Origin of the sequence: Halorubrum tebenquichense DSM 14210, from assembly GCF_000337415.1 — an archaeon.
GTDB classification, from domain to species: domain Archaea; phylum Halobacteriota; class Halobacteria; order Halobacteriales; family Haloferacaceae; genus Halorubrum; species Halorubrum tebenquichense.
Genome location: NZ_AOJD01000085.1, coordinates 25,561 through 49,779, shown reverse-complemented (window position 1 = coordinate 49,779; position 24,219 = coordinate 25,561). Strand labels below are relative to the sequence as shown.

Annotated in this window: 23 protein-coding genes; 16 read left to right on the top strand and 7 right to left on the bottom strand. The window is 70.7% G+C overall.

The genetic code is table 11. The features are described from left to right. From C472_RS15665 to hcsS, 3 genes are all read left to right on the top strand, one after another. Positions 1–1,713 (top strand): ArsA-related P-loop ATPase (locus tag C472_RS15665; protein ID WP_006630842.1); only part of this gene is annotated, 1,713 nt, incomplete at its 5' end. Continuing rightward, a complete protein-coding gene (gene hcsL / locus C472_RS15660) occupies positions 1,710–2,114 on the top strand; it encodes a halo-CC-star protein HcsL (RefSeq protein ID WP_006630841.1) in 405 nt (134 codons plus the stop codon). The genes C472_RS15665 and hcsL, both read left to right, overlap by 4 nt. Beyond that, positions 2,105–2,329 (top strand): halo-CC-star protein HcsS, encoded by a 225-nt coding sequence (gene hcsS, locus C472_RS15655; protein WP_006630840.1) that lies wholly within the window; start codon positions 2,105–2,107, stop codon positions 2,327–2,329. The genes hcsL and hcsS overlap by 10 nt, the downstream gene beginning before the upstream one ends. 85 nt (positions 2,330–2,414) lie before the next feature. Here hcsS and C472_RS15650 read toward each other — a convergent pair whose 3' ends face one another. Then, on the bottom strand, positions 2,415–2,837 hold the full coding sequence (locus tag C472_RS15650) for an arsenate reductase ArsC (RefSeq protein ID WP_394295127.1): 423 nt from the start codon (positions 2,835–2,837) through the stop codon (positions 2,415–2,417). A 286-nt stretch (positions 2,838–3,123) separates the two neighbouring features. On the opposite strand from C472_RS15650, the gene C472_RS15645 reads away from it, so the two are divergent. The 10 genes from C472_RS15645 (at position 3,124) to C472_RS15605 (ending at position 13,748) form a co-directional block, all read left to right on the top strand. Further along, entirely contained in the window at positions 3,124–4,038 is a 915-nt protein-coding gene (locus tag C472_RS15645; protein WP_006630838.1) for a serine/threonine-protein kinase RIO2, read from the top strand. A gap of 102 nt (positions 4,039–4,140) precedes the next feature. Beyond that, on the top strand, positions 4,141–5,535 hold the full coding sequence (locus C472_RS15640; protein WP_006630837.1) for a DUF6498-containing protein: 1,395 nt from the start codon (positions 4,141–4,143) through the stop codon (positions 5,533–5,535). 207 nt (positions 5,536–5,742) lie between these two features. Beyond that, positions 5,743–6,996, top strand: a complete 1,254-nt coding sequence (locus tag C472_RS15635; RefSeq protein WP_006630836.1) for an ABC transporter substrate-binding protein — start codon at positions 5,743–5,745, stop codon at positions 6,994–6,996. Continuing rightward, positions 6,993–7,982, top strand: coding sequence for an FAD-dependent oxidoreductase (locus tag C472_RS15630; RefSeq protein ID WP_006630835.1), 990 nt, complete (start codon positions 6,993–6,995; stop codon positions 7,980–7,982). Before C472_RS15635 ends, C472_RS15630 begins: the two co-directional genes overlap by 4 nt. Then, on the top strand, positions 7,979–9,196 hold the full coding sequence (locus C472_RS15625) for a FecCD family ABC transporter permease (protein ID WP_006630834.1): 1,218 nt from the start codon (positions 7,979–7,981) through the stop codon (positions 9,194–9,196). Before C472_RS15630 ends, C472_RS15625 begins: the two co-directional genes overlap by 4 nt. Then, positions 9,197–10,117 carry an ABC transporter ATP-binding protein gene (locus C472_RS15620; RefSeq protein ID WP_006630833.1) on the top strand — a complete coding sequence of 307 codons (921 nt, stop codon included), beginning with the start codon at positions 9,197–9,199 and terminating at the stop codon, positions 10,115–10,117. Positions 10,118–10,212: 95 nt separating this feature from the next. Next, on the top strand, positions 10,213–11,466 hold the full coding sequence (locus C472_RS15615; protein WP_006630832.1) for an ABC transporter substrate-binding protein: 1,254 nt from the start codon (positions 10,213–10,215) through the stop codon (positions 11,464–11,466). Further along, on the top strand, positions 11,467–11,643 hold the full coding sequence (locus C472_RS17610) for a hypothetical protein (protein ID WP_006630831.1): 177 nt from the start codon (positions 11,467–11,469) through the stop codon (positions 11,641–11,643). A gap of 166 nt (positions 11,644–11,809) precedes the next feature. Beyond that, entirely contained in the window at positions 11,810–12,610 is an 801-nt protein-coding gene (locus C472_RS15610; RefSeq protein WP_006630830.1) for an FAD-dependent oxidoreductase, read from the top strand. Positions 12,611–12,635: 25 nt separating this feature from the next. After that, positions 12,636–13,748 carry a DUF7551 domain-containing protein gene (locus C472_RS15605; RefSeq protein WP_006630829.1) on the top strand — a complete coding sequence of 371 codons (1,113 nt, stop codon included), beginning with the start codon at positions 12,636–12,638 and terminating at the stop codon, positions 13,746–13,748. A gap of 60 nt (positions 13,749–13,808) precedes the next feature. On the opposite strand, the gene C472_RS15600 is transcribed toward C472_RS15605, so the two are convergent. Next, the gene (locus C472_RS15600; protein ID WP_006630828.1) at positions 13,809–14,870 is read right to left on the bottom strand and encodes a TrmB family transcriptional regulator; all 1,062 of its coding nucleotides are present in this window, start codon (positions 14,868–14,870) and stop codon (positions 13,809–13,811) included. A 62-nt stretch (positions 14,871–14,932) separates the two neighbouring features. Further along, positions 14,933–17,311, bottom strand: a complete 2,379-nt coding sequence (locus C472_RS15595) for an alpha-amylase family glycosyl hydrolase (RefSeq protein WP_006630827.1) — start codon at positions 17,309–17,311, stop codon at positions 14,933–14,935. A 104-nt stretch (positions 17,312–17,415) separates the two neighbouring features. On the opposite strand from C472_RS15595, the gene C472_RS15590 reads away from it, so the two are divergent. Continuing rightward, positions 17,416–19,560 (top strand): hypothetical protein, encoded by a 2,145-nt coding sequence (locus C472_RS15590; protein WP_006630826.1) that lies wholly within the window; start codon positions 17,416–17,418, stop codon positions 19,558–19,560. 560 nt (positions 19,561–20,120) lie between these two features. Here C472_RS15590 and C472_RS15585 read toward each other — a convergent pair. The 4 genes from C472_RS15585 to C472_RS15570 form a co-directional block, all read right to left on the bottom strand. Then, positions 20,121–20,309 carry a DUF7511 domain-containing protein gene (locus tag C472_RS15585; RefSeq protein ID WP_006630825.1) on the bottom strand — a complete coding sequence of 63 codons (189 nt, stop codon included), beginning with the start codon at positions 20,307–20,309 and terminating at the stop codon, positions 20,121–20,123. An 85-nt stretch (positions 20,310–20,394) separates the two neighbouring features. Further along, on the bottom strand, positions 20,395–21,213 hold the full coding sequence (hisF, locus tag C472_RS15580) for an imidazole glycerol phosphate synthase subunit HisF (protein WP_006630824.1): 819 nt from the start codon (positions 21,211–21,213) through the stop codon (positions 20,395–20,397). 74 nt (positions 21,214–21,287) lie between these two features. Next, positions 21,288–22,313, bottom strand: a complete 1,026-nt coding sequence (locus tag C472_RS15575) for a glycosyltransferase family 2 protein (protein WP_006630823.1) — start codon at positions 22,311–22,313, stop codon at positions 21,288–21,290. A 194-nt stretch (positions 22,314–22,507) separates the two neighbouring features. Next, entirely contained in the window at positions 22,508–22,780 is a 273-nt protein-coding gene (locus C472_RS15570; RefSeq protein WP_006630822.1) for a MarR family transcriptional regulator, read from the bottom strand. A 151-nt stretch (positions 22,781–22,931) separates the two neighbouring features. On the opposite strand from C472_RS15570, the gene C472_RS15565 reads away from it, so the two are divergent. Beyond that, on the top strand, positions 22,932–23,324 hold the full coding sequence (locus C472_RS15565; protein WP_006630821.1) for a PPOX class F420-dependent oxidoreductase: 393 nt from the start codon (positions 22,932–22,934) through the stop codon (positions 23,322–23,324). 165 nt (positions 23,325–23,489) lie between these two features. Then, a complete protein-coding gene (locus tag C472_RS15560; protein WP_006630820.1) occupies positions 23,490–24,209 on the top strand; it encodes a class I SAM-dependent methyltransferase in 720 nt (239 codons plus the stop codon). Positions 24,210–24,219 lie beyond the last annotated feature (10 nt).

Here is a 24,219-nt window from a genome sequence, read left to right as displayed (position 1 = left end):
ACGATCGAGCCGATGCGGGAGCTACTCGGTGAAGAGGAGATCCAGACGGTCGAAGAGCAGCTTAACAGTCCCTGCGTCGAAGAGATCGCCGCCTTCGACAATTTTGTGGACTTCATGGACAGCCCCGAGTACGACGTCGTCGTCTTCGACACCGCACCGACGGGCCACACTATCCGGCTAATGGAGCTTCCCTCCGACTGGAACGCCGAACTGGAGAAAGGCGGCTCGACCTGTATCGGGCCGGCGGCATCGATGGAGGACAAAAAACAGGACTACGAGCGCGCCATCGACACGCTCCAGGACGACGAGCGAACCTCGTTCTCCTTTGTTGGTAAGCCGGAGGACTCCTCGATCGACGAGATCAAACGCAGCGCGAGCGACCTCGGCGAGCTTGGGATCGAGTCCCAGCTGTTGATCCTCAACGGCTACCTCCCCGAGTCGGTGTGTGACGATCCCTTCTTCGAGGGGAAGCGAGCGGACGAGCAGGCCGTCATCGAGCGCGCCCGCGAGGAATTCGACGCCGACGCAACGGCGACGTACCCGCTCCAGCCCGGCGAGATTGCTGGCCTCGACCTGCTCGCGGACGTGGGTGGTGTCCTCTACGATGGCAAAGAAGCGACCGTCGACGTCGGGACCGCGACTGATGTTGATGCTGACGGCGCGGCCGAGTTCGATTCGATGGCGGACCATGACGCGGTAGTCGATCAACTCACGCCCGGCGAGGAGACGCAGTACCTCTTTTTCACTGGGAAGGGCGGCGTCGGGAAGAGTACGGTCGCCTCGACGGCGGCGACGAAACTCGCCGAGGCGGGCCACGAGACGCTCGTCGTCACGACTGATCCGGCCGCGCACTTGGAGGACATCTTCGGCGAGCCCGTAAGCCACGAGCCCACCTCGGTCGGCCAAGAGAACCTCGACGCGGCGCGGATCGACCAGGAGAAAGCGCTTGCGGAGTACCGTGAGCAGGTCCTCGACCACGTCACCGAGATGTACGAGGACAAAGAAGACACCCAGATCGACGTCGACGCTGCGATCGCGAACGTCGAGGAGGAGCTGGAGTCGCCGTGCGCCGAGGAGATGGCCGCCTTAGAGAAGTTCGTGAGCTACTTCGACGAGGANGTCGAGGAGGAGCTGGAGTCGCCGTGCGCCGAGGAGATGGCCGCCTTAGAGAAGTTCGTGAGCTACTTCGACGAGGACGGCTACGACGTGGTGGTCTTCGACACAGCCCCCACGGGACACACGCTCAGACTGCTCGAACTCCCGTCCGACTGGAAGGGGTTCATGGACCTCGGCTCGCTGACGAAAGGTGCCGCGCCTGCGAAGGGCGACCAGTACGACGAAGTCATCGAGACGATGAAAGACCCCGATCAGAGCACCTTCGCGTTCGTGATGTACCCCGAGTACACGCCCATGATGGAGGCGTACCGCGCGGCTGCCGACCTCGAAGACCAGGTCGGTATCGAGACCTCGCTGGTCGTCGCCAACTACCTCCTCCCCGAGGAGTACGGCGACAACGCCTTCTTCGCGAACCGTCGCGCGCAACAGGCCCAGTACCTTGAGGAGATTCGTGACCGGTTCGACGCGCCACTGATGTTGGCACCGCTCCGGCAGGACGAACCGATCGGCCTCGACGAGCTGAGTGCCTTCGGAGAAAAGATCACCGGGCTAGCGAACATCGCCGAGGCGGACGCGCCGGAGGTGACCCCGTCATGAGCGACGCCCAGAGTTCGGACGACATGACAGAGAGCGCCGCAGACGAAGGTGTGGAAGCGAACGTCGAGGCGGCGCTCCGGGAGTTCCTCGACGTCCTCGCCGAGTCGGAAACGTACCGCCGGTTCGTCGCAGCCGACGAGGCGCTCCAGGAGGATGCCGATGCGATGGCACTGCTCCGCGAGTACCAGCGGAAACAACAGCAGATGCAACGCGGTGGCTTCGACGAGTCGGTGATGGAAGAGCTGAAAGAACTCAAATCGGAGCTGTCGTACAACGAGACGATCCAACGCCAGCAGGCCGCACAGGCTGAACTCGTTAACCTCCTCCAGCAGACGAACGACATCATCAGCGAGGAGATCGGTGAGGAGTTCGCGCAGTCTACCGGAGGTGGGTGCTGTTGAGCACCTCCGAGCAGAATCCCGATACAGACGGAGCCACCGACGAGGAGGTCCTCGCAGCCGCCGAGACGCTCGGTGAGGAGCTCGCCGCCGCAAAAGACGAGTCGTCGGAGTTCGCGTTCACCACGATGGTGATGCAGTGTAACGAGGCGATCGGCGACGAGACGGGGATCGATTACGGTAGCGTCTGCGGTGCTGACGACGACGGCTGCTGTTAGCGGAGATCGGCTGCTGGTGGGGAAGACCGGCTGCCGGTAGCAGCGTTTGATAGGATCCGAGTCGGGTCGACTACTCTCCCCCGCCTTATTCCGCAGATGGCGTCTCCGACAGGAGTTCGTTGAACAGCTCGACGACGCGTTCTTCAATCTCGTTGCGGATCTCACGGACCTCTTCGATCGGACGTTCGTGCGGGTCGTCGAGCCCCCAATCACGGCTCTCGCCGTTCCACGTCGCTGGGCACACGTCCGAGGCCGAACAGCCCATCGTGACGACGAGGTCGACCGCCTGTAGCTCGTCGGGGGTCACCTCTCGGGGCGTTCGGTCGCTGATGTCGATGTCCACTTCTGCCATCGCCTCAACGACCATGTCGTGGACGTGATCCGCGGGCTGTGTCCCGCCGGTGACGATCTCGATCCGGTCGCCCGCGCCGCGTCGGTCGCGTTCCCGCTCGGCAAACGCGGTGGCCATCTGGCTCCGTCCCGCATTCTGGACGCAGACGAAGGCGATCCGATGGGCCGACTGATCGTTGTGTTGAGTCACAACACACTATGCGGAAGGTACCAGTATAGTCGTTACTTCACATCGATATAGAGCCCTATAGAGCGATATACAACGAGAATTTCACCGACCCTGGTTTGTTCACAGAAACAGTATTTGAATACAAGGCACGCATCAGAGTCATCCTCCGATACTATGCAGCGCGCTGAGAGCGATTTGATATCGCGGTATGTACTATATTAGTCGCCTCGCCGAACGCACGCCCCTTTTAGGAATCGCCGGAGTAAGGGCGCGTATGGTGCGAAACGTCGCCGGCGACATGGCGGAGCTCGACCCCGAGGACTTCTATCTCCTCTCGGGCGTCGAGCAGGGGATGCGCTTCTCTGAGTGGGTCCGCCGCGACAAGCTCCCGGACTACGCCGACCTGACGCGCGAGGAGGTCGACTACCGCATCGACCGGTGTCTCGACCGGGAGCTGATCGAGCGGAAGACGATCCAGTACGAGGGGTACCAGCTCACCTTCGAGGGGTACGACGCCCTGGCGCTCCGGACGTTCGCCGAACGCGAGACGATAGACGGCGTCGGATCGCCGCTCGGACTCGGCAAGGAGGGGGACGTGTACGAGGCGCAGTCGTTCCGCCCGCTCGCCTTGAAATACCACCGGGAGGGGTACACCAACTTCCGCGAGGTGAAGCGCGACCGCGAGTACACCGCCGACCGCGACCACGTCTCGTGGCTCTACACCGCGCGCAAGGCCGCCGAACGCGAGTACGAGGCGATGGAGGCGCTCTACCCCGACGTGAGCGTGCCGCGACCGGTGGACCACAACCGCCACGCCATCGTGATGGAGAAGTTCGTGGGCGTCGAACTGTCGCGCGCGTCGCTCGACCCCGAACAGGCGGTCGGCGTCCTCGATCTGATCTGCCGCGAGCTCGCGACCGCCCACGATCTGGGCTGGGTCCACGCCGACGCCTCCGAACACAACGTCGCGGTCGCGGAGAGCGGCGTCACGATCTTCGACTGGCCGCAGGCGGTCTCGGTCGACCACGAGAACGCGCGCGAGTTCCTCGAACGCGACGTGGAGAACCTCGTCCGGTACTTCGCCCGGAAGTATCCGCACGAGGTGCCCCGAGACGCCGATACCGACGGGATCGCCGCCGCTATCGCCGACGGCTCGTTCGAGACGGTTCGGGCGTTCGGCGGCGAATAAACTGAATACCGATATACGAAATCTGTTCTCACCCGTTCGGTCTCGGCGGACGGCTGCCCCCACGCCGACAGCTTTTGTTCGCCGGCGTCGAACGGTGAATCGATGGCGTCACGGTCGAACGACTCGTCTGCCGCGTTTCTGGTGACGGTCGCGGCGAACGTCGTCCCGCTGGTCGGCGTGTTCCTCCTCGGGTGGAGCGCACGGACGTTCGCGGTCGTCTACGCGGTCGAACTGGTCGTCGCCCTCCCGTTCGCCGGGGCGAAGGCGCTGTTCGCGCGCCGCCCGCCGAACTACGACGAGCTGGAGCGCTCCGGAGAGGGTGACCCGCCCAAGTCCGACGAGCGGGACGGGGCCTCCGTCGGACCGAGCGATCTCAGACGCCGGCGCGGGAGCGTCGCGATCGCCGACTCGCTCCCGCCGGTCTACCCCCGGAACGTCCCGTTCGCCTCGCGGGCGTTCGGGGCCGCCGTGTCGTGTACCGGAGTGTTCCTCTTCGTGTTGAGCCGGTTCGTCGACGTGCCGGCGACGCTCGCCGACCCGAGCGTGGCGGCGAGCGTCGTCTTCCTGATCGTCTCCCACGTCGGCATCGTCGAGCGCGAGTACTTCCGGCGGCGACGCCACGAGGCGAGCACCCCCCGAGACGTGGTCGCGAGCGCGACGACCGAGGCCGGACTGGCGGCGATGGTGCTCATGGTCACGATCGTCGGCGGCCCGGCCGGCGCGCTGGTCGCGTTCGTCGCGGTGAAGCTGTTCGCGGAGTGGCGGGGCTACCGCGGCGAGGCGGCGTTCGACCCCGAGGAGGGGGAGGGAACGCTCCCGCCCGTGGCGGCCCCGGACGTGCCACCGGCGGCCGAGGTCCGTCCGGACCGGCGATCCGTCCGCGCCACCGCGCTCTGGCGGGGCGCAACGTCTGCGGTCGGCACGGGCCCGGTGTACCTCTTCGCGTGGGCCGGGCTCACTGCCGGGTCGGTAGGGCCGGTCGCCGCCACCGTGATCTGTTTCGGCCTCCTGCCGGCCGGCGTCGGCGGGCTGAAAGCCGTCGAGTACGCCCTCACTCACGGCACGCTGGCGTACCAGCGCCGCGACGACGCGGTGGTCGCGTACGACGACCTCACCGAGACGGTCCAGTGGGCGACCCCCGTCGACGACGTCCGGGACGCCGAGGTGCGGGAGGGGGAGCTCGTCGACCGCGCCCGCGACACCCGGACGTTCTCGCTCACCACCTTCGCGGGCGAGCACGACCGCAGCGTCGCGCACCTCCGGGAGTACGGTCGGGCCGTCGAGGCGTTCGAACTCTCGGTCGAGACGACGGCGTTCGGTCCGCTCGACCGACGCGCTGTCGGGGCGGCGGTCGCGGTCGGAGCCTGCGGCGTCGCCGCGGTTGCCGGTCTCGCCTCCTCCGCCCCCACCATCGCGGCGATCGCCGCCGGGTTCGGCGGCCCGTTCGGCGTCGTCACTCTCGGAAAGGCGTGGCGGTGGGCGCTCCCGGCCGCCTGACGCGACGCCGAGGGCGGGCGGCGGACCACAGGCGCGACGGGGGCGCATCGCGGGCGGTCACCGACGGAAAACACGTGTCGGACCAACTCCCGAGACCGTTCGCTCCGGCTCCGTCCCGCAGTTCGCGTGAGCCCGCCGAACGCGACGACCGTTTAGGCGCGCCTAACATTCGAAACCGCTTTAATCCTTTAGGGTGGCCTAAACCGTATGGAACGAGACGCGGACCGACCCGCCGGCACGCGGCGCGACGCGATCAGGTACTGCGGAGCCGTCGCCGGCGCGGGGTTACTCGCCGGGTGTAGCGGCACCGAGTCGACGCCGAGCGAGTCCGGATCCGGCGGCGGAAACGGCTCGGCGGACGGAAACGGCTCGTCGGGCGAGGGCGACTCGTCGGGCGAGGACGACGACGCGGGGTCGTACACCGCATCGCTCGCGCCCGTCGGCGAAGTCGAGTTCGACGGCGTCCCGGAGAACGTGTTCACGATGTACAACCAGTACGCGGACATGGTGGTCGCGCTCGGCCACGGCGACGCCGTCAACTCCATGTTCGTCCCGGAGATGGGCGGCCCGACGATGAACAACTACTACGAGCGGCTGGACGGCGTCTCCTTCGACTGGAAGGGGCTCCCGAACCCGTACGACAACTTCACGAAGGAGTTCTTCTACGACCTCGACAGCGACGTCCACCTCCTCGACCCCGCGTGGGCGGTCACGCAGGACAACTGGGGCGTCGACGACGTGGCCGACGTCAGCGAGTCCGTCGGCCCGTTCTTCGGGAACTTCTACAGCGGGACCCGCTCCCCCCCGACCGAGGCCTACGCCGACGCCTACGAGTACTACACGCTGTGGGAGATGTTCGGGCGCGTCGCCGACGCGTTTGGGGAGCGCGAGCGCTACGAGCGACTGCGCTCGGTCCACGAGAACCTCGTCGCGTCGATCCGGGCGGACCTCCCGCCCGAGGACGAGCGTCCGACCGCCGTCCGCGTCACCCTCGGCGACGGCCAGTTCTGGGCGTACCACCTGAACCGGCCGGGGTTCTGGCTGGCCGACACCCGCCCGCTCGCCGCCAACGACCCCTTCGAGGACGACGTGTGGGACGGCCTCTGGGGCGGCGTCGGCTACGAGCGGATGCTTGAGGCCGATCCGGACGTGATCCTCCACCTGTGGGGGGCCACCCCCCGGTACGAGATGGCGAGCGTCCGCGAGCGACTCAGGTCGCACTCCGTCGGGAGCGAACTCACCGCGGTACAGGACGACCGCGTGTACGCGCAGGGGATGCGCTACCAGGGCCCGATCATGAACCTGTTCCAGATCGAGATGACGGCGAAACAGCTCTACCCGGACGTCTTCGGCGAGTGGCCCGGCTACGAAGACGGCCAGCCGTACCCGGAGATCCCGGCCGACGAGCGGCTGTTCGACCGCGACGAGGTCGCCGCCGTCGTCACCGGAGGGGCGGAATGAGCGCCCCCGACCGCGACGTCGTCGTGGTCGGGGCCGGTCCCGCGGGCTGCGCGGCAGCGGTGTTCGCGGCGCGCGACGGCCTCGACGTCGCCGTCTTCGACCGCGGCCGGTCGTCGCTCGCGCGCTGCGCGCACTTAGAGAACTACCCCGGGTTCCCGGCCGGAATCGACGTTGGAACCCTCTCGGACCTCATGCGCGCGCAGGTTGAGCGGGCGGGCTGTGCGCTCGTCGACGACCTCGTCGAGTCCGTCGAGCGTCCCGGCGACGACTCTGACGGCTCCGCCGGCTCCGACGGCCCGCGGCTCGTCGTCCGCCCGCAGGAGGGCGACCCGGTGACGGCCCGCCGGGTGGTCGCGGCGACGCGCTACGACGGGGAGTACCTCCGCGGCCTCGACGACGACGACGCGATGTTCGAGGTCCGCGACCGCGGCGGCGAGACCCACGAGCGCTTCGACCGCGAGTACGCCGACCGCGACGGGACGACCCCCGTCGACGGGCTGTACGTGGCCTCGCCCTCCGACGCGGACCGACAGGCGATCACCGCCGCGGGCCGCGGCGCGCGAGTCGGTAAGCGCGTCGTCGCCGACGCCCGGATCGACGCCGGCTGGTGGCCGGACGCGGCCGAAGGGGTCGACTGGGTCCGCCGGGAGAGCGAACTCGACGACGAGTGGGCCGACCCCGACCGGTGGGTCGAGTGGTTCGACGAGACCCACGCGGACGGCCCGGTCGCCCCCGACTCGGAGCGGTTCGCGCGCGTCCGCGAGGCCGCGGTCGACGACGCGCTGTCGTCGTACGTCGACGCGGACGAGGAGGCGGCCCGCGCCGCGGCCGGGCACCGCGCGCTCGCGGAGCGGCTCGACTCCGAGGCGGTCGTCGACGCCCACGGGGCCGACGCGCTGCTCGACGCGATGGACGACGAGGCGGTCGCGGCGCACGTCGCGGGAGACGAACAGAGCGCCGAACGACCCGACGAGGCGTCGCCATGACCGGCGGGGAGACGCGGACCGACGGCGGGTCCGTGGCAGAGGGAGAGGGCCGGACGGTCGGCGGCGAGTCCCCCGCACGGCGGCCGGGCGAGGGGAACCGGCTCGGGTGGCTGTTCGAGCAGCGCCTCGCCGCGGTGATCGCGGGGAGCCTCGCCCTCGTCGTCGTCGCGGGGCTCGTTCAGGTGAGCTTCGGGACGTACTCGATGACGGTCGGGGGGGCGTGGCGGGCCGTGTTCGACCCCGCCATCCTGCTCGACCCGCGGTGGTTCCTCAACTTCCTCCTCGGCGAGGAGCTGATGCGGGCGGCCACGGGCTTTCAGGGCGAACTGCCGCGGCTCGCCCGCGAGACGCTCGTCGTCTGGAACATCCGGCTCCCGCGGGTGCTCGTCGGCGTCGTCGTCGGCATGAACCTCGCGGTCTCGGGCGCGATCTTTCAGGCGGTGACGCGCAACGAGCTCGCCAGCCCGTTCATCCTCGGCGTCTCCTCCGGCGCGGGGCTGATGATCCTGCTCACGCTCGTCGTGTTCGGCGGGCTCTCGACGTTCCTCCCGATCGTCGCGGCGCTGGGCGGCTCGGTGGCGTTCCTCGTCGTCTACGCCATCGCGTGGAAGAACGGGACCAGCCCCGTGCGGCTCGTGCTCGCGGGCGTCATCGTCGGGACCGTGTTCAACAGCCTCCAGACCGGGCTCTTCTTCTTCGCCGACGACATCGGCGTCGTCCAGTCGGCGATCCAGTGGACCACCGGGTCGCTGACCGGGACCGACTGGGAACAGGTCCGGATGGCGCTCCCGTGGACGCTCGTGGCGGTGACCCTGTCGCTGGCGGGGTCGCGGCAGCTGAACCTCCTGCTGCTCGGCGAGCAGACGGCGAAGTCGCTGGGGATGTCGATAGAGCGGGTGCGGTTCGCGCTCTCCGGCGTCGCGGTGCTGGCGGCGGCCGCCAGCATCGCGGTGGCGGGCATCGTGAGCTTCGTGGGCCTCATCGTCCCCCACGTGGTCCGGAACCTCGTCGGCAGCGACTACAAGCGGGTGATCGTCGGCTGCCTCTTCGTCGGCCCGGCGCTGATGGTCGGGGCCGACGTGGGGGCGCGCCTCGGGATGAGCGTGCTGACCGGCGCGGACGCGCAGGTCCCGGTGGGGATCGTCACCGGGCTGGTCGGCGGGCCGTACTTCCTGTACCTGATGCGGCGACAGCAGAACATGGGTGACCTCTGAATGTCCATCTTCGGCGCGAACGCGACCGAACCGGAGGAATCGAGCGGCGGGAACGAACTCGACGGCGCGGACGGACCGACCGCCGTGGACGAGCCGGCCGACCCGGACGGACCCGGAACGGGCGGCGACCCGAGCGACCTCGACGCCGAGGAGCTCGTGTTGGGCTACCCGACCGCCCCGGAGCCGGTCATCGACGGCGAGTCGATCGCGGCCGAGCCGGGGGCGGTCACCGCCCTCGTCGGGCCGAACGGCTCCGGGAAGAGCACCCTGCTGAAGGGGTTGGCGAACCAGATCGCGCCCGAGGACGGCTCCGTGCTCTTGGACGGGCGCGACGTGCACTCGATGGACACGAAGTCGCTCGCGAAGAAGCTCGGACTGCTCTCACAGGAGAGCACGTCGCCGGACAGCATCACCGTCGAGGACCTGGTGTACCACGGTCGCTACCCGCACCGCGGGTTCTTCGAGCGGACGACCGACGAGGACGCCCGCGCGGTCGAGCGCGCCATCGACCTCGCCGGCTGCGGTCACCTGCGCGACCGGGAGGTCGGGAGCCTGAGCGGCGGGCAGAAGCAGTTGGCGTGGATCGCGATGGTCCTCGCGCAGGACACCGACGTCCTCCTCTTGGACGAGCCGACGACGTTCCTCGATCTCCACCACCAGATGGAGGTGATGGAGATCATCGAGACGCTCCGCTCGGAGAGCGAGGTCACCGTCGTCGTCGTCCTCCACGACATCGAGCAGGCCGCGCGGCTCGCCGACCGCGTGGTCGCGCTCAAGGACGGCGAGGTCCGGGCGCGCGGCCCGGCCGAGGAGGTCGTCACCGAGGAGCTGCTCACCGACGTGTTCCGCGTCGACGCCGACGTCGTCGACACCGACCGCGGCCCGCGCGTGACGCCGATCCGGGCGCGACACGAGGAGTAGCGCGCCCCGAAGCGCCCGAACGGCGATCGGCTGCGAATTATTTAGGCTGGCCTAAAGATCGGAACGGTTTTAATTGTTTAGGTAAGCCTAAAAGTATGCCCAGAGACGACGCGGCACGCGGAGAGCCGACCCGCAGAGCGTTCGCGAAGTACGGCGGGACGGTCGCCCTCGGCGGCCTGCTCGCCGGCTGTACCGGCGGCGGCGACGCCGGCAACTCCGCCGACTCCGCGGGCGGCGGCGGGAACGAGACCGGCTCCGACGGCGGCGACTCCGCGGGGGCCGACGGCGACGCCGAGAGCGACGAGGACGACGGGAGCTACACCGTGTCCATCTCGCCGACGGGCGAGGTGACGTTCGACTCGCCGCCGGAGACGGTGTTCACGCGGCTCACCCATCACGCGGGCATGGCGTTCGCGCTCGGCCGAGGAGACGAGATCACCGCGATGCACGCGCCGGACTACTACGACGGCGTGTGGAACCAGTACGTCGAGCGCCTCCCGGGCGTCTCGCTCGACTGGACGGGACTGTACTCCTCGTGGCAGCCGAGCAAGGAGAAGCTGTACGAACTCGACAGCGACGTTCACCTCGCGGACCCGGCGTGGATCACCCGGCAGGACGCGTGGAGCCGCGATGACGTCGACGAGATCGGCGAGCGCGTCTCGCCGTGGTTCGGCAACTCCCTCTCCGACCGCCACCAGGACCCCCCCGATGATTGGGCCGACGGCTACCGGTACTACGGCCTGTGGGAGCAGTTCGAATTCGTCGCCGAGGCCTTCCGGGAGCGCGAGCGCTACGAGGCGCTCGCGGGCGTCCGCGAGGACCTGCTCGCGACGATCGACGAGGACATTCCGCCGGAGGGGGAGCGCCCGAGCGCGATCATGGTCGCCGCCGCCGACATCGACGAGATCTACGCGTACACGCTGAGCAACCCCGGCTTCCTCACGGCCCACACCCGTCCGCTCGGGCCGCGCGACGCCTTCCAGGGGAGCATCGAGTCCGGGACCGTCGTCGACTTCGAGACGATACTCGACGCCGACCCCGACGTCATCCTCTACCTCGGCGGCATGGAGCCGGGGACGGACATGGCCGGGCGGCGGACCGCCTTCGAGGAGGACCCTGTCGGCTCGGAGGTCGCCGCGGTCGAGAACGACCGGATCCACCCGCAGGGCGCTCGGTATCAGGGGCCGATCCTCAACCTGTTCCAGATCGAGATGACCGCGAAACAGCTGTACCCCGACGCCTTCGGCGCGTGGCCGCGCTACGAGGAGGGGCCGTACCCGGAGATCCCGGAGGACGAGCGGCTGTTCGACCGGGGGCGCGTCGCGGACGCGATCAACGGGGACCTGTAGATGCGCGCCCGCGAGTGGACCGTCGCGGCGACGTACGGCGAGCCGACCGACTACGACGTGCCCGCGCTGCCGACGTGGCGCGTCGAGCGCGGCGCGGACGGCGACCTCGCGTTCGCGGCGACCGACCGCGACGAGCCGTTCATCGCCGCCGAGCGGCCGGTTCGGGTGCGCCGGTGACTGATTCGGGTGCGCCGGTGACCGGCGCGGGACGGGCCGTCCCGCCGTCGGGGTCGAGCGCCTCCCGCGACCGAAGCCACTACTTCGGCGCGCCCGTGCCGACGGGTATGGACCAGAGCGATATTCGGGCGGCGGACCGCCGCCGGAGCCGACGGGTGTTCGACCGATGACCGACGGGCCGACCGCCCAACGCGACGTGGTCGTCGTCGGGGGCGGCGTCGCCGGTCTCTCCGCGGCCGTCTTCACGGCCCGGAACGGACTGGACACGCTCGTCGTCGACCCCGGGGAGTCGATCCTCCGCCGGAACGCGCGCCTGGAGAACTTCCCCGGCTTCCCGTTCGGCGTCGACCCCCGCCGGCTCCTCGACCTCCTCGGCGAGCAGGCGGACGGAGCGGGCGCGGACCGACTCGACGCGCGGGTCACCCGGATCGAGGCGGTCGATCCGGGCGACGCCGTCGCCGACCCCACGGACGCCGCGGACGCCGCCGCCGGCGCTCGGTTCGTCGTCGAGACCGACGCTGACGACCGTGACGGCCCGGTCCGGGCCCGGTACGTCGTCGCGGCGACGAAGAACGAGGTCGGCTACCTCGAGGCCGTCGAGGGGGTCGGAATCCTCGACCGCGGCAAGTCGTACGTCGACGTCGACGAGCGCGGCCGGACCGGCGTCGACGGCCTGTACGCGGCGGGGCGGCTCGCGGAGAAACCCCACCAGGCCGCGGTCTGCGCCGGCCACGGCGCGGAGGTCGGGGTGACGCTGCTGGAGGACGACGACGCGCCGTTCTACCACGACTGGGTCGCGCCCGACGGCTACTTCACGGCCCGCGGCCGCGAGGTGCCGCCGGGCTGCGAGGAGGTCGACGCCGACGAGCGCCGGGAGCGCGAGGCCGCCGCGCTCGACGCGACCCGCGAGCGGTTCGCCGAGCCGCACCCGGACCCGCAGGAGACCCACCCGAGCATCGAGGAGTGACTGACCCGCCGCCCCGAACCGACACGTGATCGGAACCACGCTACTTGACATCGCGGACCACATCGAGTCGCTCGCGGCCGCGGACGGCGAGTTCTCGCTCGTCTGCGCGCGGTACGGCGACCGCCCGGTCCCCGCCGCGGGGCTGCGGTTCGACAGCCGGGAGGCCGCCCGCGCGGCCGCCCGAGCGACGGAGCAGTACCGCGACGCGCTCCGTCGATACGACCCGCGGCTGCCATTCTACGACGTCGTCGTCAGACAGGAGTTCGCCGGCCCGGAGCCGCCGTTGACGGACGAGCGGGCCGACAACGCGCGCCGTTTCGTCCCGGGCCCGGGCGACCGACCGACCGATGAACTCTCCGACCGCGTCGTGGACGGCGCGGCCGGGGGATCGCGCGCCGGTGACCGCGACGGTCGGGCGTCGCCGCTCCCCCGGTCCGCCGGCGACTCCTCGGGACGCGGGCCGCGCCGCGACCGCGTCGAGTTCTGTCACGCCGCGGCGGCGGCGACGTTCGAGGCGCTCTCCGCCGGCGGCCACGACCGCGCCGAGTCGGCGGTGATGGACGCGTACTTTGCCCTCGCGGAGCGGCGCTCCGACCCGGACGACCTCTGTCTCTGCCTCCTCGAAGCGATGGCGACGGCGCTCGAACGCCGCCTCGATCCCGAGACGCAGGCGGCGGTGCTGTCCGCGGCCGCCGACCGACTCCCCGACCCCGAGCGGTCGCCCGCCGCCGATCGGTCGTCGTCGGCCTCCGATCCGTCGGCGTCGTCGGCCTCCGATCCGTCGGGGCCGTCGGACCCGGTGACCGCGGCGTTCGACCGACTCGCGGCGGTCGGGCTCGTCGACGACTACGAGCGCGTCGCCCCCGAAGAACGGCCTCCAGAGCTCCGGTCTTCGGCCTCGGACGGCGGGACGGTCCGCGTCTCGGGGTACGCGCTGTCGCCGACCGACGGGCGTCTCCCGACGCTCCCGGTGGCGCTGGCGGTGACGCGACGGGACCCGCGGGGACGGCCCGCGGGGGTCGCGCTCCTCGCGGCCGGGAGCGAGGCGACCGGCCCGGACTGGCGGTTCCGGGTCGCCCACGACGACCCCGTCCGCGACGGCGGTCCGGTGACCGCGCCGATCCCCTCGGAGGAATAGCGCCCGTGAGTCCGGTGGCGGTGGGCGGCGTCGACGCGCGCCCCGACCGGCCCGCGGTCCTCACTCGTCGTCCGGTTCGATCCGGACGAGGTCGGCCTCGACGTCCTCGACGAACGCGCCCTGCCCGCCAACGGTGACCTCGCCGTCGTCGGTCTCGACGACGAGCGAGTGTTCGACCGGGAACTCGTTGTTCGTCGGCTCCACCATCCCCTGTCTCGTCTCAACGACGCGCCCGACGAGGTCGACCGACTCGTCGTCGTCGGTCCGCCGCCCGGCGACGGTCACCCGAGGCGGGTCCCCGGCGCGGAGCCGGAGCGTCGCCTGAAGGACGGTGTGCCTGAAGTTCGTGTACTCGGCCGGGAGCGCCGCGGGCGCGGCGACCGCCAGTTCGGTCGCCGCGGGCCAGTAGTTCCCGAGGAAGGAGCCGACGATCACCGGTGCGAGCTGCTCCTGCGCGAAGGCGATGGCCTGCCGGTCGGTCGTCGACCGGCGGAGGAGCTCCGGCGGGGCGACGACGCCGGCCGCGGAGTCGACGGTGAGCAGCGTCGGCATCGCCTCGCTCCACGTCCGCACGACGTTCGCGACCCCCGACAGGGCGGGGTCGTCCGCGGCGAGGTCTCCCGAAGCATCGGAGACGACGAGCAGGACGAGGACGCCGCGGTCGACCGCGTCCGCGAGCTCGTCGCTGACCTCCGGGAGCTGTCCGGCGGTGAGCGACAGCGTCACCTCGGCCTCGGCGTCTTCGAGCAGCGACCGGACCCGCTTGAGGACGGTGACCCGCGACTTGATCACCTCGAACTGCTCGGCCTGTCGCTCCACGCGCGAGTACCGCTCCGCCAGCCCGGGCCGCATCGCGTCGACGTCGGACCGGAGCCGCTCTATCACCTCCTCGGGCGGGTTCGCGCGGATGGTGGTCGGCACGACGTGGTCGTTCACCTCGACGAAACCGCGCTCCGCCAGCGACTCGCTCACGCTGTAGACGTACCGCTTCGAGACGCCCGCCGCGTCGGCGACGGTGCTGGCCTTCGCCTCGCCGTGTTCGAGCAGACTGAGATAGGTGTCGACCTCCTTGTCGGAGAGTCCGAAGCGTCGGAGGAGGTCCGTCAGCGTCCGGTCGTCCATACGCGTTCCCGGTCCGAGCGGCACTTATAAGGGTCGGTCCGGGACTCGCCCCTCGGCGGCGACTACCGAAAGACGGCGACCGACTCGACCGCGATCACAGCCTCGCCGTCGCCGACTCCGTTCCCGTCCCCGTCGCGGACCGGATCGCCCCCGAACAGGTCCGCGTCGACCGAGTCGGGGACGGCGACGGTCGCCGGCTCCGCGCCGAAGTTGACGACGACGAGGAGCGCGTCGCGGTCGTCGGGACTGCCTCCACCAGTCCCGGTCCCTTCGGACGGCGTCCGCTCGTAGGCGGTGACGCGCTCGGCGTCGCCCTCGACCACGCGCACGTCGGCCGCGCGACCGTCGAACGTCACGGCCCCCTCGCGGAGCAGCGGTTCGGACGCCCGCAGCGCGGCCAGTCCGCGGTGGAACTCGGTGAGGGCGTTGTCGCCGTCGTGCCACCGGATCGGACCGCGGTACGTCTCGTTGCCGCGCTCCTGTCCGGCGTAGATCATCGGCGCGCCCGGCAGCGTGAACGTCACCGCCGCGGCCGCGCGGAAGGCGTCGCGGCCGTACGCCGCGAGGTACCGGTCCTCGTCGTGGTTCTCGACGTACCGCATCTGCTCGTGTCCACCCTCGCCGAACCCGAGCCACTCGCCGCGGGCGAGCGCGGTCTCGACCGCGTCCGCCGGCTCCTCGCCCGCGCCGATCGCGCGGAGCGTGTCGTACAGCGAGGTGTCGTAGTGGCGGTGGAACTCGCCCTCGCCGTAGAACGGGTCGTGCGGCAGGGTCTCGTCGAGGAGCAACACGTCGTCGGGGACGCGGTCGGCGACCTCCTTCCAGAAGCCGTGCGGGACGCCCCACGCCACGTCGGCGCGGAACCCGTCGACCACGCCGGCCCACTCGTCGACCACGTCGAGCAGCCACTCGCGGACCGTCGGGCTGTCGTAGTTCAGGTTCGGAATGCGGCCCCACTCGAAGTAGTAGTCGGGCACGTCGCCGTCGCCGAGTTCCGCCCAGTCGATCCCGGTCACGTCGCGGGCGGCGACGGTCCGGCGGTAGTGGTCGGCGTAGGCGTCGACGCCGGCGGCGTGGAGTTGGAACGCGGGGTGGTCGCGGGAGGTGTGGTTGATCACCAGATCGAATATCACGCGGATCCCGGCGTCGTGACACGCCTCGACGAGCGACTCGAACGACTCGCGGGAGCCGAGGTCCGCGGCGGTGTCGTAGTAGTCGGTGACGTGGTAGCCGTGGTCCGTCGGCGAGGCGAGGACGGGCGTGAGCCAGAGCGCGTCGACGCCGAGGTGACCGAGGTACTCGACCCGCCGCTCGATCTCGCGGAACGTCGTCGGGAGCGTGTCGCCCGCGAACGACCGGACGAAGACCTCGTAGATCGTCGGCGACTCGGCCCACTCCGGCGTCGGGTTCGCGTCGGTCGCTTCGACCGAGACGCCGTCTCCGCCGGTCTCGACCCGCACCGTCTCCGCCGCCCCGTACCGCTCGCCGTGCGGGACCGCGCGGATCCGGACGGCCTCCTCGACGCCGTCGCCCCGGAGCGCGTCGAGCGGGACCGAGAGCGTCCGGCCGTCCGCCCGCGACTCGATCGCCGCGACCGCCTCGGGGTCGGCGTCGCGGTCGTCGACGAGGAACGTCGCGTCGAGCGCGTCCGGATCGCCGCCGCGCTCCACGTCGTCGACCGCCGGAGCCGGCTCGACCGCGGCGGTCAGGCGGAGTCGGGGAGTCTCGTCGGGGTCGTCGGTCCCGACCACGGCGGCGTCCAGCGAGACCCGCGGCCGGCCGGGACCGGGCACCTCGCAGACGCCGTGATGTGCCGCCCCCCGGTCGTCGTCGGGGACGAAGGCGAAGCCGTGGCTCCCCGGCGGGACGCGCACCCGCGCCACCCAGTCGTCGCCGTCGCGCTCGGCCCGGTCGCACGCGAGCCGGTTCTCGTTGAGCGGCCACAGCAGCGAGACGCGGTCGACCTCGTCGTCGGGGTTGCCGCCGTCGCCGCCGCTCCCGCCGTCGGCAACCTCGTCGCCGTCGCCCGCGAGATCGGACGCCGAGACCCGAATCTCCGCCTCGCGCCGCTCGTCGGGGAAGGCGCGCACGCGTTGGCGGTGGACGCCGTCGGGCGCGTCGAGCGCGAGGACGTAGGTGCCGGGGACGTCGGGCGCGAGGTGGACGACCGGGTCGTCGTCGCGCCCCGTCTCGCCCGCGCGCAACGCCGCCGTCGGACCGTCCGGGTCGGTTTCCGGGGCCGCACCGTCCGGTGCGACCGTCGTCGCGGAACTCGGCGGGCCGGTCGCGTCCGGGTCGGGGGCGTCGCCGGCCGACAGCGCGCTGTCGGCGGGCGCGTCGCGGACGCTCCACCGGTACGTCTCGTCGGGGTCCGGGGACCGCGGCGCGAGTTCGACCGACTCGCCGACGCTCGTCGTCCGCGGGGGGCCGGGTTCGTACACGCCCGGCCCCTCGTCTCGCCGGGGCTTGAGGGTTTCCGTTCCCGGAACGCGTGAACAATAATTACACCAAAGCTTCATACGCGGCGACCGCGTGTGTTCGCGTAATGCAGCTCCGCGACGCGCTCGACGACTACAAGCGCCACGCCGGCGACGGGACGCGCTTCCCCGGCGAGCGGCGCACCGTCTCCGGCCGGTTTTCGGGCGGCGACGGGCGGCTCGTCCACGTCGGCGGCGACGGCGAACTCCGCGACTTCGGCTACCCGCTCACGGGTCAGGCGGGGCTCGTCCGGTCGCGGATCGGCCTCGCAGTCGACGGCGAGGTGACGTGGCTCGACGAGACCCACACGACCCAGCGGTACGTCGGCGACACCGCGTTAGTCGAGACGGTCCACGAGACGCCGCACGCGACGGTGACGCGCCACGACCTCACGCTCGGCGACGCGCACCTCACGCGCGCGACGGTCGACGCCGGCGAGGACGGCCACGCGAACGTCGACCCCGAGGCCCTCTCGCTCGTCGTCTACGCCCGGTTCGCCCCCGACGGCCGCGACGACCGGGTTGGACAGCTTCGCTTCGACGACGCCGTCGAGGTGTACCACGCGGACGAGCACGACTTCCTCGCGAGCGCGACCGGCCTCGCCGACCTCCGCGGCCAGCTCCCGGCCACCTTCCCCGAACTGCTCGACGAGGACCCGACCGACCTCCCGCGCGCCCGCGACGGCGATCGCTACGAGGAGGAGCGCCTCTCCGGCGAGGTGATCGCCGACGTCCCCTTCGAGGACGGCGTCGCCACGGTCGCCACGCTGTTGACCGACCGGACGGAGACCGACCGCGAGGCGGCCCGCGACCGCCTCGACGCGCTCTTCTCGGACCTCGATAGCGTCGACGCCCTCGCCGACGCGGCCGCCGCCGAACTCCCGTCGGTCCCCGAGTCGGCCCCCGCCCGCGAGTCCGTCGTCGCCGACCTGCGCGTGCTCTCCCTGCTGTCCGCGCCGTCCGGACTCCGGATCGCCGGCGCGGACTTCGACCCGTACTACGCGCACTCCGGCGGCTACGGCTACACGTGGTTCCGCGACGACGCCGAGATATCCGGGTTCCTGCTGGGCGCGGCCGACGCCGTCGGCGTCGACCTCGACGACCGGCACGCCCGCTCCGCGCGGATGTACGTCGCCACGCAGCGCCCGGACGGCTCGTGGCCCCACCGGGTGTGGCCCCGCGACGGCGCGCTCGCGCCCGGGTGGGCGAACGCCCGGATCGAGGACGGGCCGGACGTCGACTACCAGGCCGACCAGACCGGCAGCGTCGTCGCGTACCTCGCGCGGGCCCGCGACGCCGGCGTAGACGCGGACGGCATCGACCGGACGCTGGTCGCCGCGCTCGCGGGGCTCGACCGGACGCTCGAAGTCGACGGCCGGCCGGTGGTCTGTCAGAACGCGTGGGAGGACTCCGCCGGCCGGTTCACGCACACGGCCGCGACGTTCCTGGAGGCGTACAGCGAACTCGGCCGCCACGGCGAGGGGCTGACCGTCGACGCGCTCGACGATCCCGAGACCGTGCCCGGTGCCGCGTCGCTGCCGGACGACCTCGCCGCGCACGCCCGCGACCGGGCCCGCGAGGTGTACGACGCCATCGACGACCTGTGGGTGCCCGAGCGCGGCTGCTACGCGCTCCGCGAGACGGTCGACGGCGGCATCGACGACCGCCTCGACTCCTCGACGCTCGGGCTCGCGGCCGCGCACCGCTCGTTCGACGCGCTCGGACGGGAAGACGCCGAGGGCGACGAGAAAGCGGCAGAAGGCGGCGCTGTCGACGACGAGCGCCTCGACCGGCTCGTCTCGCACGTCGAGACGGTCGTCGACGGGCTCTACCACGAGACCGACGCGATCGCCGGGCTGACCCGCTACGAGGGCGACGGCTGGCGGCGCGCGGGGCAGGCGTCCGAGAAGGTGTGGACCGTCTCGACCGCGTGGGGCGCGAACGCCTGCGCGGAGCTCGCCGCGCTGCTCGCGGTCCGCGACGACCCCCGCGCCGCCGAGATGGTCGAGCGCGCCCGCGACCTGCTCGCGCACGTCTCGCCCGGCGGCAGCCTCTGCGAGCCGACGACGTACCTCCCCGAGCAGTTCTTCGACGACGGGACGCCCGACAGCGCGACCCCGCTCGGGTGGCCCCACGCCATCCGGCTGGCGACCGTCGCGCTGCTCGACGACGAACTCCCGCAGTTCGCCGACCGCGCCGCCGCGGACGACTGACCGACTGCGACGACTATTCTATACTCCACCGTGCGGTCGGCGCGCGCCGACGAGCGCCCGAAGGGCGCGAGTCGCACGCGCGAGGGACGCGGTGAGCGCTCGGAGAGCGCGAACCGCGAGGCTGGGGAGGTGTGAGGTGCGGTTGCGGTGCTGTGCGGGGCGGGAATCGAAGGGGCAGCCGCGAGGCGGACAGAGGCGACGTAAGCACCACAACGAGGGAGCGCAGCGACCGAGTGAGGAGCGCAACGAGCGTCTGTCCGCCTCGCGGCTGGGGCTTCGGTGGTGTTCGTGCCGATCGGCTGTTTAAAGGCAGAACCAACACCGTATAGCCGAGCGGCTGGGGCTTCGGTGGTGTTCGTGCCGATCGGCTGTTTAAAAGCAGAACCAACACCGTATAGNTATAGCCGAGCGGCTGGGGCTTCGGTGGTGTTCGTGCCGATCGGCTGTTTAAAAGCAGAACCAACACCGTATAGCCGAGCGGCTGGGGCTTCGGAAGCAGTCGCTATTCGGTCACGGCCGACCACGCACGAATAAACGCAGAACTCGAAACGGTATCGCGCTTATCGCCACTCCTCTCGCGGGATACAGTCCGACTCCCGGACCGTGACCCAGCGGGTCGTCCGCTCGTCCGGGTCGACGTCCCGCTCGAAGAACGTCACCTCGCCGGTGCCGTCGCCGCCGTCGGTCCGCTTACAGACGAGTTCCGGCGACCCGTCGCGAACACGTGCGGATGACGTGGACGTGGACATACGTCACGATTCGCGCTCCGTCTGATAATAACTGTTGGTTTCGTGCGCGGAAAAAGATAACACTACGAAGGTAGTGAACGGCGCGTCAGCGCCTGACCGGCACGTCGCGCTCGTCGAGGTACGCCTTCGTCTCCTCGATGGAGTAGTCGCCGAAATGGAAGATGGAGGCCGCGAGCCCGGCGTCGGCGTTCGCCTCGGTGAACACCTCGTACATGTCCTCCGGGCTCCCGCAGCCGGAGGAGGCGATGAGGGGGGTCGACACCGCCTCGCCGACCGCCTTCATGAGGGGCACGTCGTAGCCGTCCTTCGTCCCGTCCTTGTCGATGGAGTTGACGAACAGCTCGCCCGCGCCGCGCTCCTCGGCCTCCTGCGCCCACGAGACGGCGTCGACCCCGGTCCCCTCGCGGCCGCCCTTCTTCGTGCACTCGAACCACACCCGTTCGCCGTCCTCGTCCTCGTAGAAGTGGTCGCCCGCGTCGTCGTACCGCCGGCGGGCGTCGACGGAGATGACGATGCACTGGCTGCCGAACGCGGCCGCGCCCTCCTCGATGAGCTCCGGTCGCTCCAAGGCCCCGGTCGTGATCGACACCTTGTCCGCGCCCGCCCGGAGCGTCTCCTTGATGTCCGCCTTGGTGCGGATCCCGCCGCCGACCGTGAGCGGGATGAAACACTCGTCGGCGACCGCGTTGACCACGTCGAGCATCGTCTCCCGGCCGTCAGCGCTGGCGGTGATGTCGAGGAAGACGAACTCGTCGGCCCCCGCCTCGTTGTACTTCTTCGCCAGTTCGACGGGGTCGCCGGTGTACTCCAGGTTCTCGAAGTTGACGCCGGTGTACACGGCGGCGTCGCCCTCGTCGTCGAGGTCGACGTCGATACAGGGGATGATACGCTTCGTGAGTCCCATTCGTTGCCGAAGCGTTGTCCGTCGGCCGGGTTAAAAGGCGCGGGGCGCGCTCGCCGGGGTCCCGGGACGCGACCTCACTCGGCGTCGTCGACGCCGGTCGCGGCCGCCTCGGCCTCGCCCGACTGCTCCCGCCTGTCGTACTTCGCGACGGCGCGGTCCGCGCGCGTCGAGACGCCGTTCGGGTTCCGCGCCGGGCTCCGGTCCCGCCGCCGCGCGACCAGTCCGTCGGAGCTCCCGCCGGTGAGGCCCAACAGCACGTCGCGGCCCGTCGCGGCCCACCGCGAGGGGGTCGACTCGCCGCGCACGACGTCCTTCGCCGCGCCGATCGCGTCGCTCAGGGCGTGTGACCCCGTGCGGAGGAGGACGGACGGCCGCACCCCGTAGTTCTTCAACAGCCGGTAGGCGAGCGCCCGGTACTTCCAGCCCCACTCGCGGGCGCTCCGCCCGCCGTCGGCGGCGGCCGGGTTCGGCAGTTCCTTCCGCGCGGACAGGTCCGGTCGCCACGCCACCTCGCGGTCCATGCGCGCGAGCCGGTGGGCGGCGTCGCGCGCGCCGCCGACCCGGAGGTACTCGTCGAAGCCGTCCAGGTCGCGCAGGGCGTCCCGCCGGAAGGCGACGTTGCCGCCCTCGAAGTAGGTCACGTCTCGACCGGCGATCCGGCTGCGCTCCGGCTCGTCTGGGTCGTCGGCGTCCGCGCCGTCCGGAAGCTCCGGCCCGCCCCCGTCGCCGAAGTCGGCGTCGGCCGTCCCGCCCGGCGGGACCGGCGTCACCGGTCCCGAGACCACGGGGGCCGCGTCCAGCCCGGCCGCGACCGCGGCGCGCCAGCCGGCCTCGATCCGGTTGTCGTAGTCGACCAGCGCGACCGCGTCGCCCGTCGCGGCCTCGATGCCGGCGTTGCGGGCGACGTTCACCGTCCGGTCGGAGATTTCGACCAACACGTCCACGTCGTCGCGGTCGCGGACCATGCCGGTCGTGCCGTCGGCCGAGGGACCGTTGACCACGACCACCTCGGCGTCGGGGGCGTCGGCCGCCAGCGCGTCGAGGCAGGCGGCCAACCGGTCCCGACCGTTGAGCGTCGGGACGACGACCGAGAGGTCCATACACGCTGATAAGGGAGCGAGAGGGTAAAAAGGACTGCGTGTGTGACCGACCGAGCCGACCCGGACGGTTCGTCGGAGCCGATCGAATTTGAACGGCGAAAACGGACGCCTCAGACGGGGTAGTCGTACTCCTCGACTTCAGACGGCGTAGTCGTACTCCTCGACTTCAGACGGCGTAGTCGTACTCCTCGACTTCAGACGGTGAGGTAGTACACCTGCTTGCGGGCGTCCTTGAAGCTGTACCGCGAGTCAACGAGGCCCTCCTCTTCGAGGCGGTTGAGCGCGTAGCGGACCGTGCGGTCCGGCAGCAGCGACTCCTCGGCGAGGCCGCCCTGCGAGAGGGGCGCGTCGCCCTCCAGCACTTTGGCGACGAGCTTCGCGCTCGGGGGCAGCTCGCGCAGGCGGTCGCGGTACTCGGTCTCCGACAGGCGCTCTTGGTCAGCGGTCTCCGCGGGACTGGTACTCATGTCTCACACGAATTCCACGAGTAGTGGTAAAGGTTGGCTACATATAGGGGAATCTGCCTCTGATAATATAATGTGTTAATATCACGCTTGGCGCGGATCGCCCCCGCCGATCCGCCCGGCACTTTTCCGCCGAGCGCTCGTATCCGGCCGCGTGATCCCCGAGTCCCACGTCGACATCCTCGAAGCCGAGTCGTACGCGCACTTCGCCACCGTCGGCCCGGACGGCCTGCCCCACGTCACTCCGGTGTGGGTCGACCACGAGGACCGGGAGTCCGTCCTCGTGAACACCGCCCGCGGGCGACGCAAGGAGCGGAACGTCCGCAACAACCCGAAGGTCGGCGTCAGCGTGCTCGACCCCGACGACCCGTACCGCTACGTCTCCGTCCGCGGCGAGGCCGAACTGACCGAGGAGGGCGCGCGCGAACACATCGACGAACTCGCCCGCCGCTACTTCGGCGTCGACGAGTACCCGCACCACGACGAGGAGGAGGGCGCGCGGGTGATCGTCAAGATTCCCGCCGAGAACGTCGCCACGAGCGGGTGAGCGAGGCGACCGCGGCGGAGCCGTCCCCGTCGACGCGGACCACTGACGGTGGACAGCGAGCCGCCGCACGCGGGTCGACGCCGGAGACGGCAACCCGTCGCACGCGGGCCGTCGCCGGACCGCATCCAGTACGGTTTTGTCGGTCCGGCTTCCATCACGGACAACGTGAAGGGACAGGACTGGTACCAGGCCGACGAGGTCGCCGAGGAGTACGACGACGTCCGGTTCTCCGGCGGGGGACAGCTCATCGACCGTCGGGAGAAAGAAGCCGTCCTCTCCGCGCTGGGCCCCATGGACTCGGGCCACCGCGTGCTGGAGGTCGCCTGCGGCACCGGGCGGTTCACGACGATGCTCGCCGATCAGGGCGCGGACGTCGTCGGACTCGACGTCTCCCGCGAGATGCTCGAACAGGCCCGCGAGAAGGTCGCGGCCGCCGGCCACGCCGACGCGGTCGAGTTCCTCCGCGGCGACGCCTCACGGCTCCCGTTCCCGGACGACCACTTCGACACGGTCGTGGCGATGCGATTCTTCCACCTGATGGACGACCCGGTCCCGTTCGCGCGGGAGCTCTGCCGGGTCAGCCGCGATCAGGTGTTCTTCGACACGTTCAACAGCCGCAGCCTGCGGACGCTGTACACCTGGCTGCTCCCGATGGGGTCGCGGCTCTACTCCGAGCGACAGGTCGCCGCCATGCTCGGCGAGGCGGGGCTCACGCTCGCGAACGAGGAACACGACTTCGTGTTACCGTACGGGTTCTACCGCGAGCTTCCGGGCGCGGTCGCGAAGCCGTTCCGGACGCTCGACGAACTCGCCGGGAACACGATCCCCGGCGACTACGTCGCGTCCGTGTCGTACTGGGACGCCAGAGTGGCGGACGAGAAGTAGCGACCGGGGC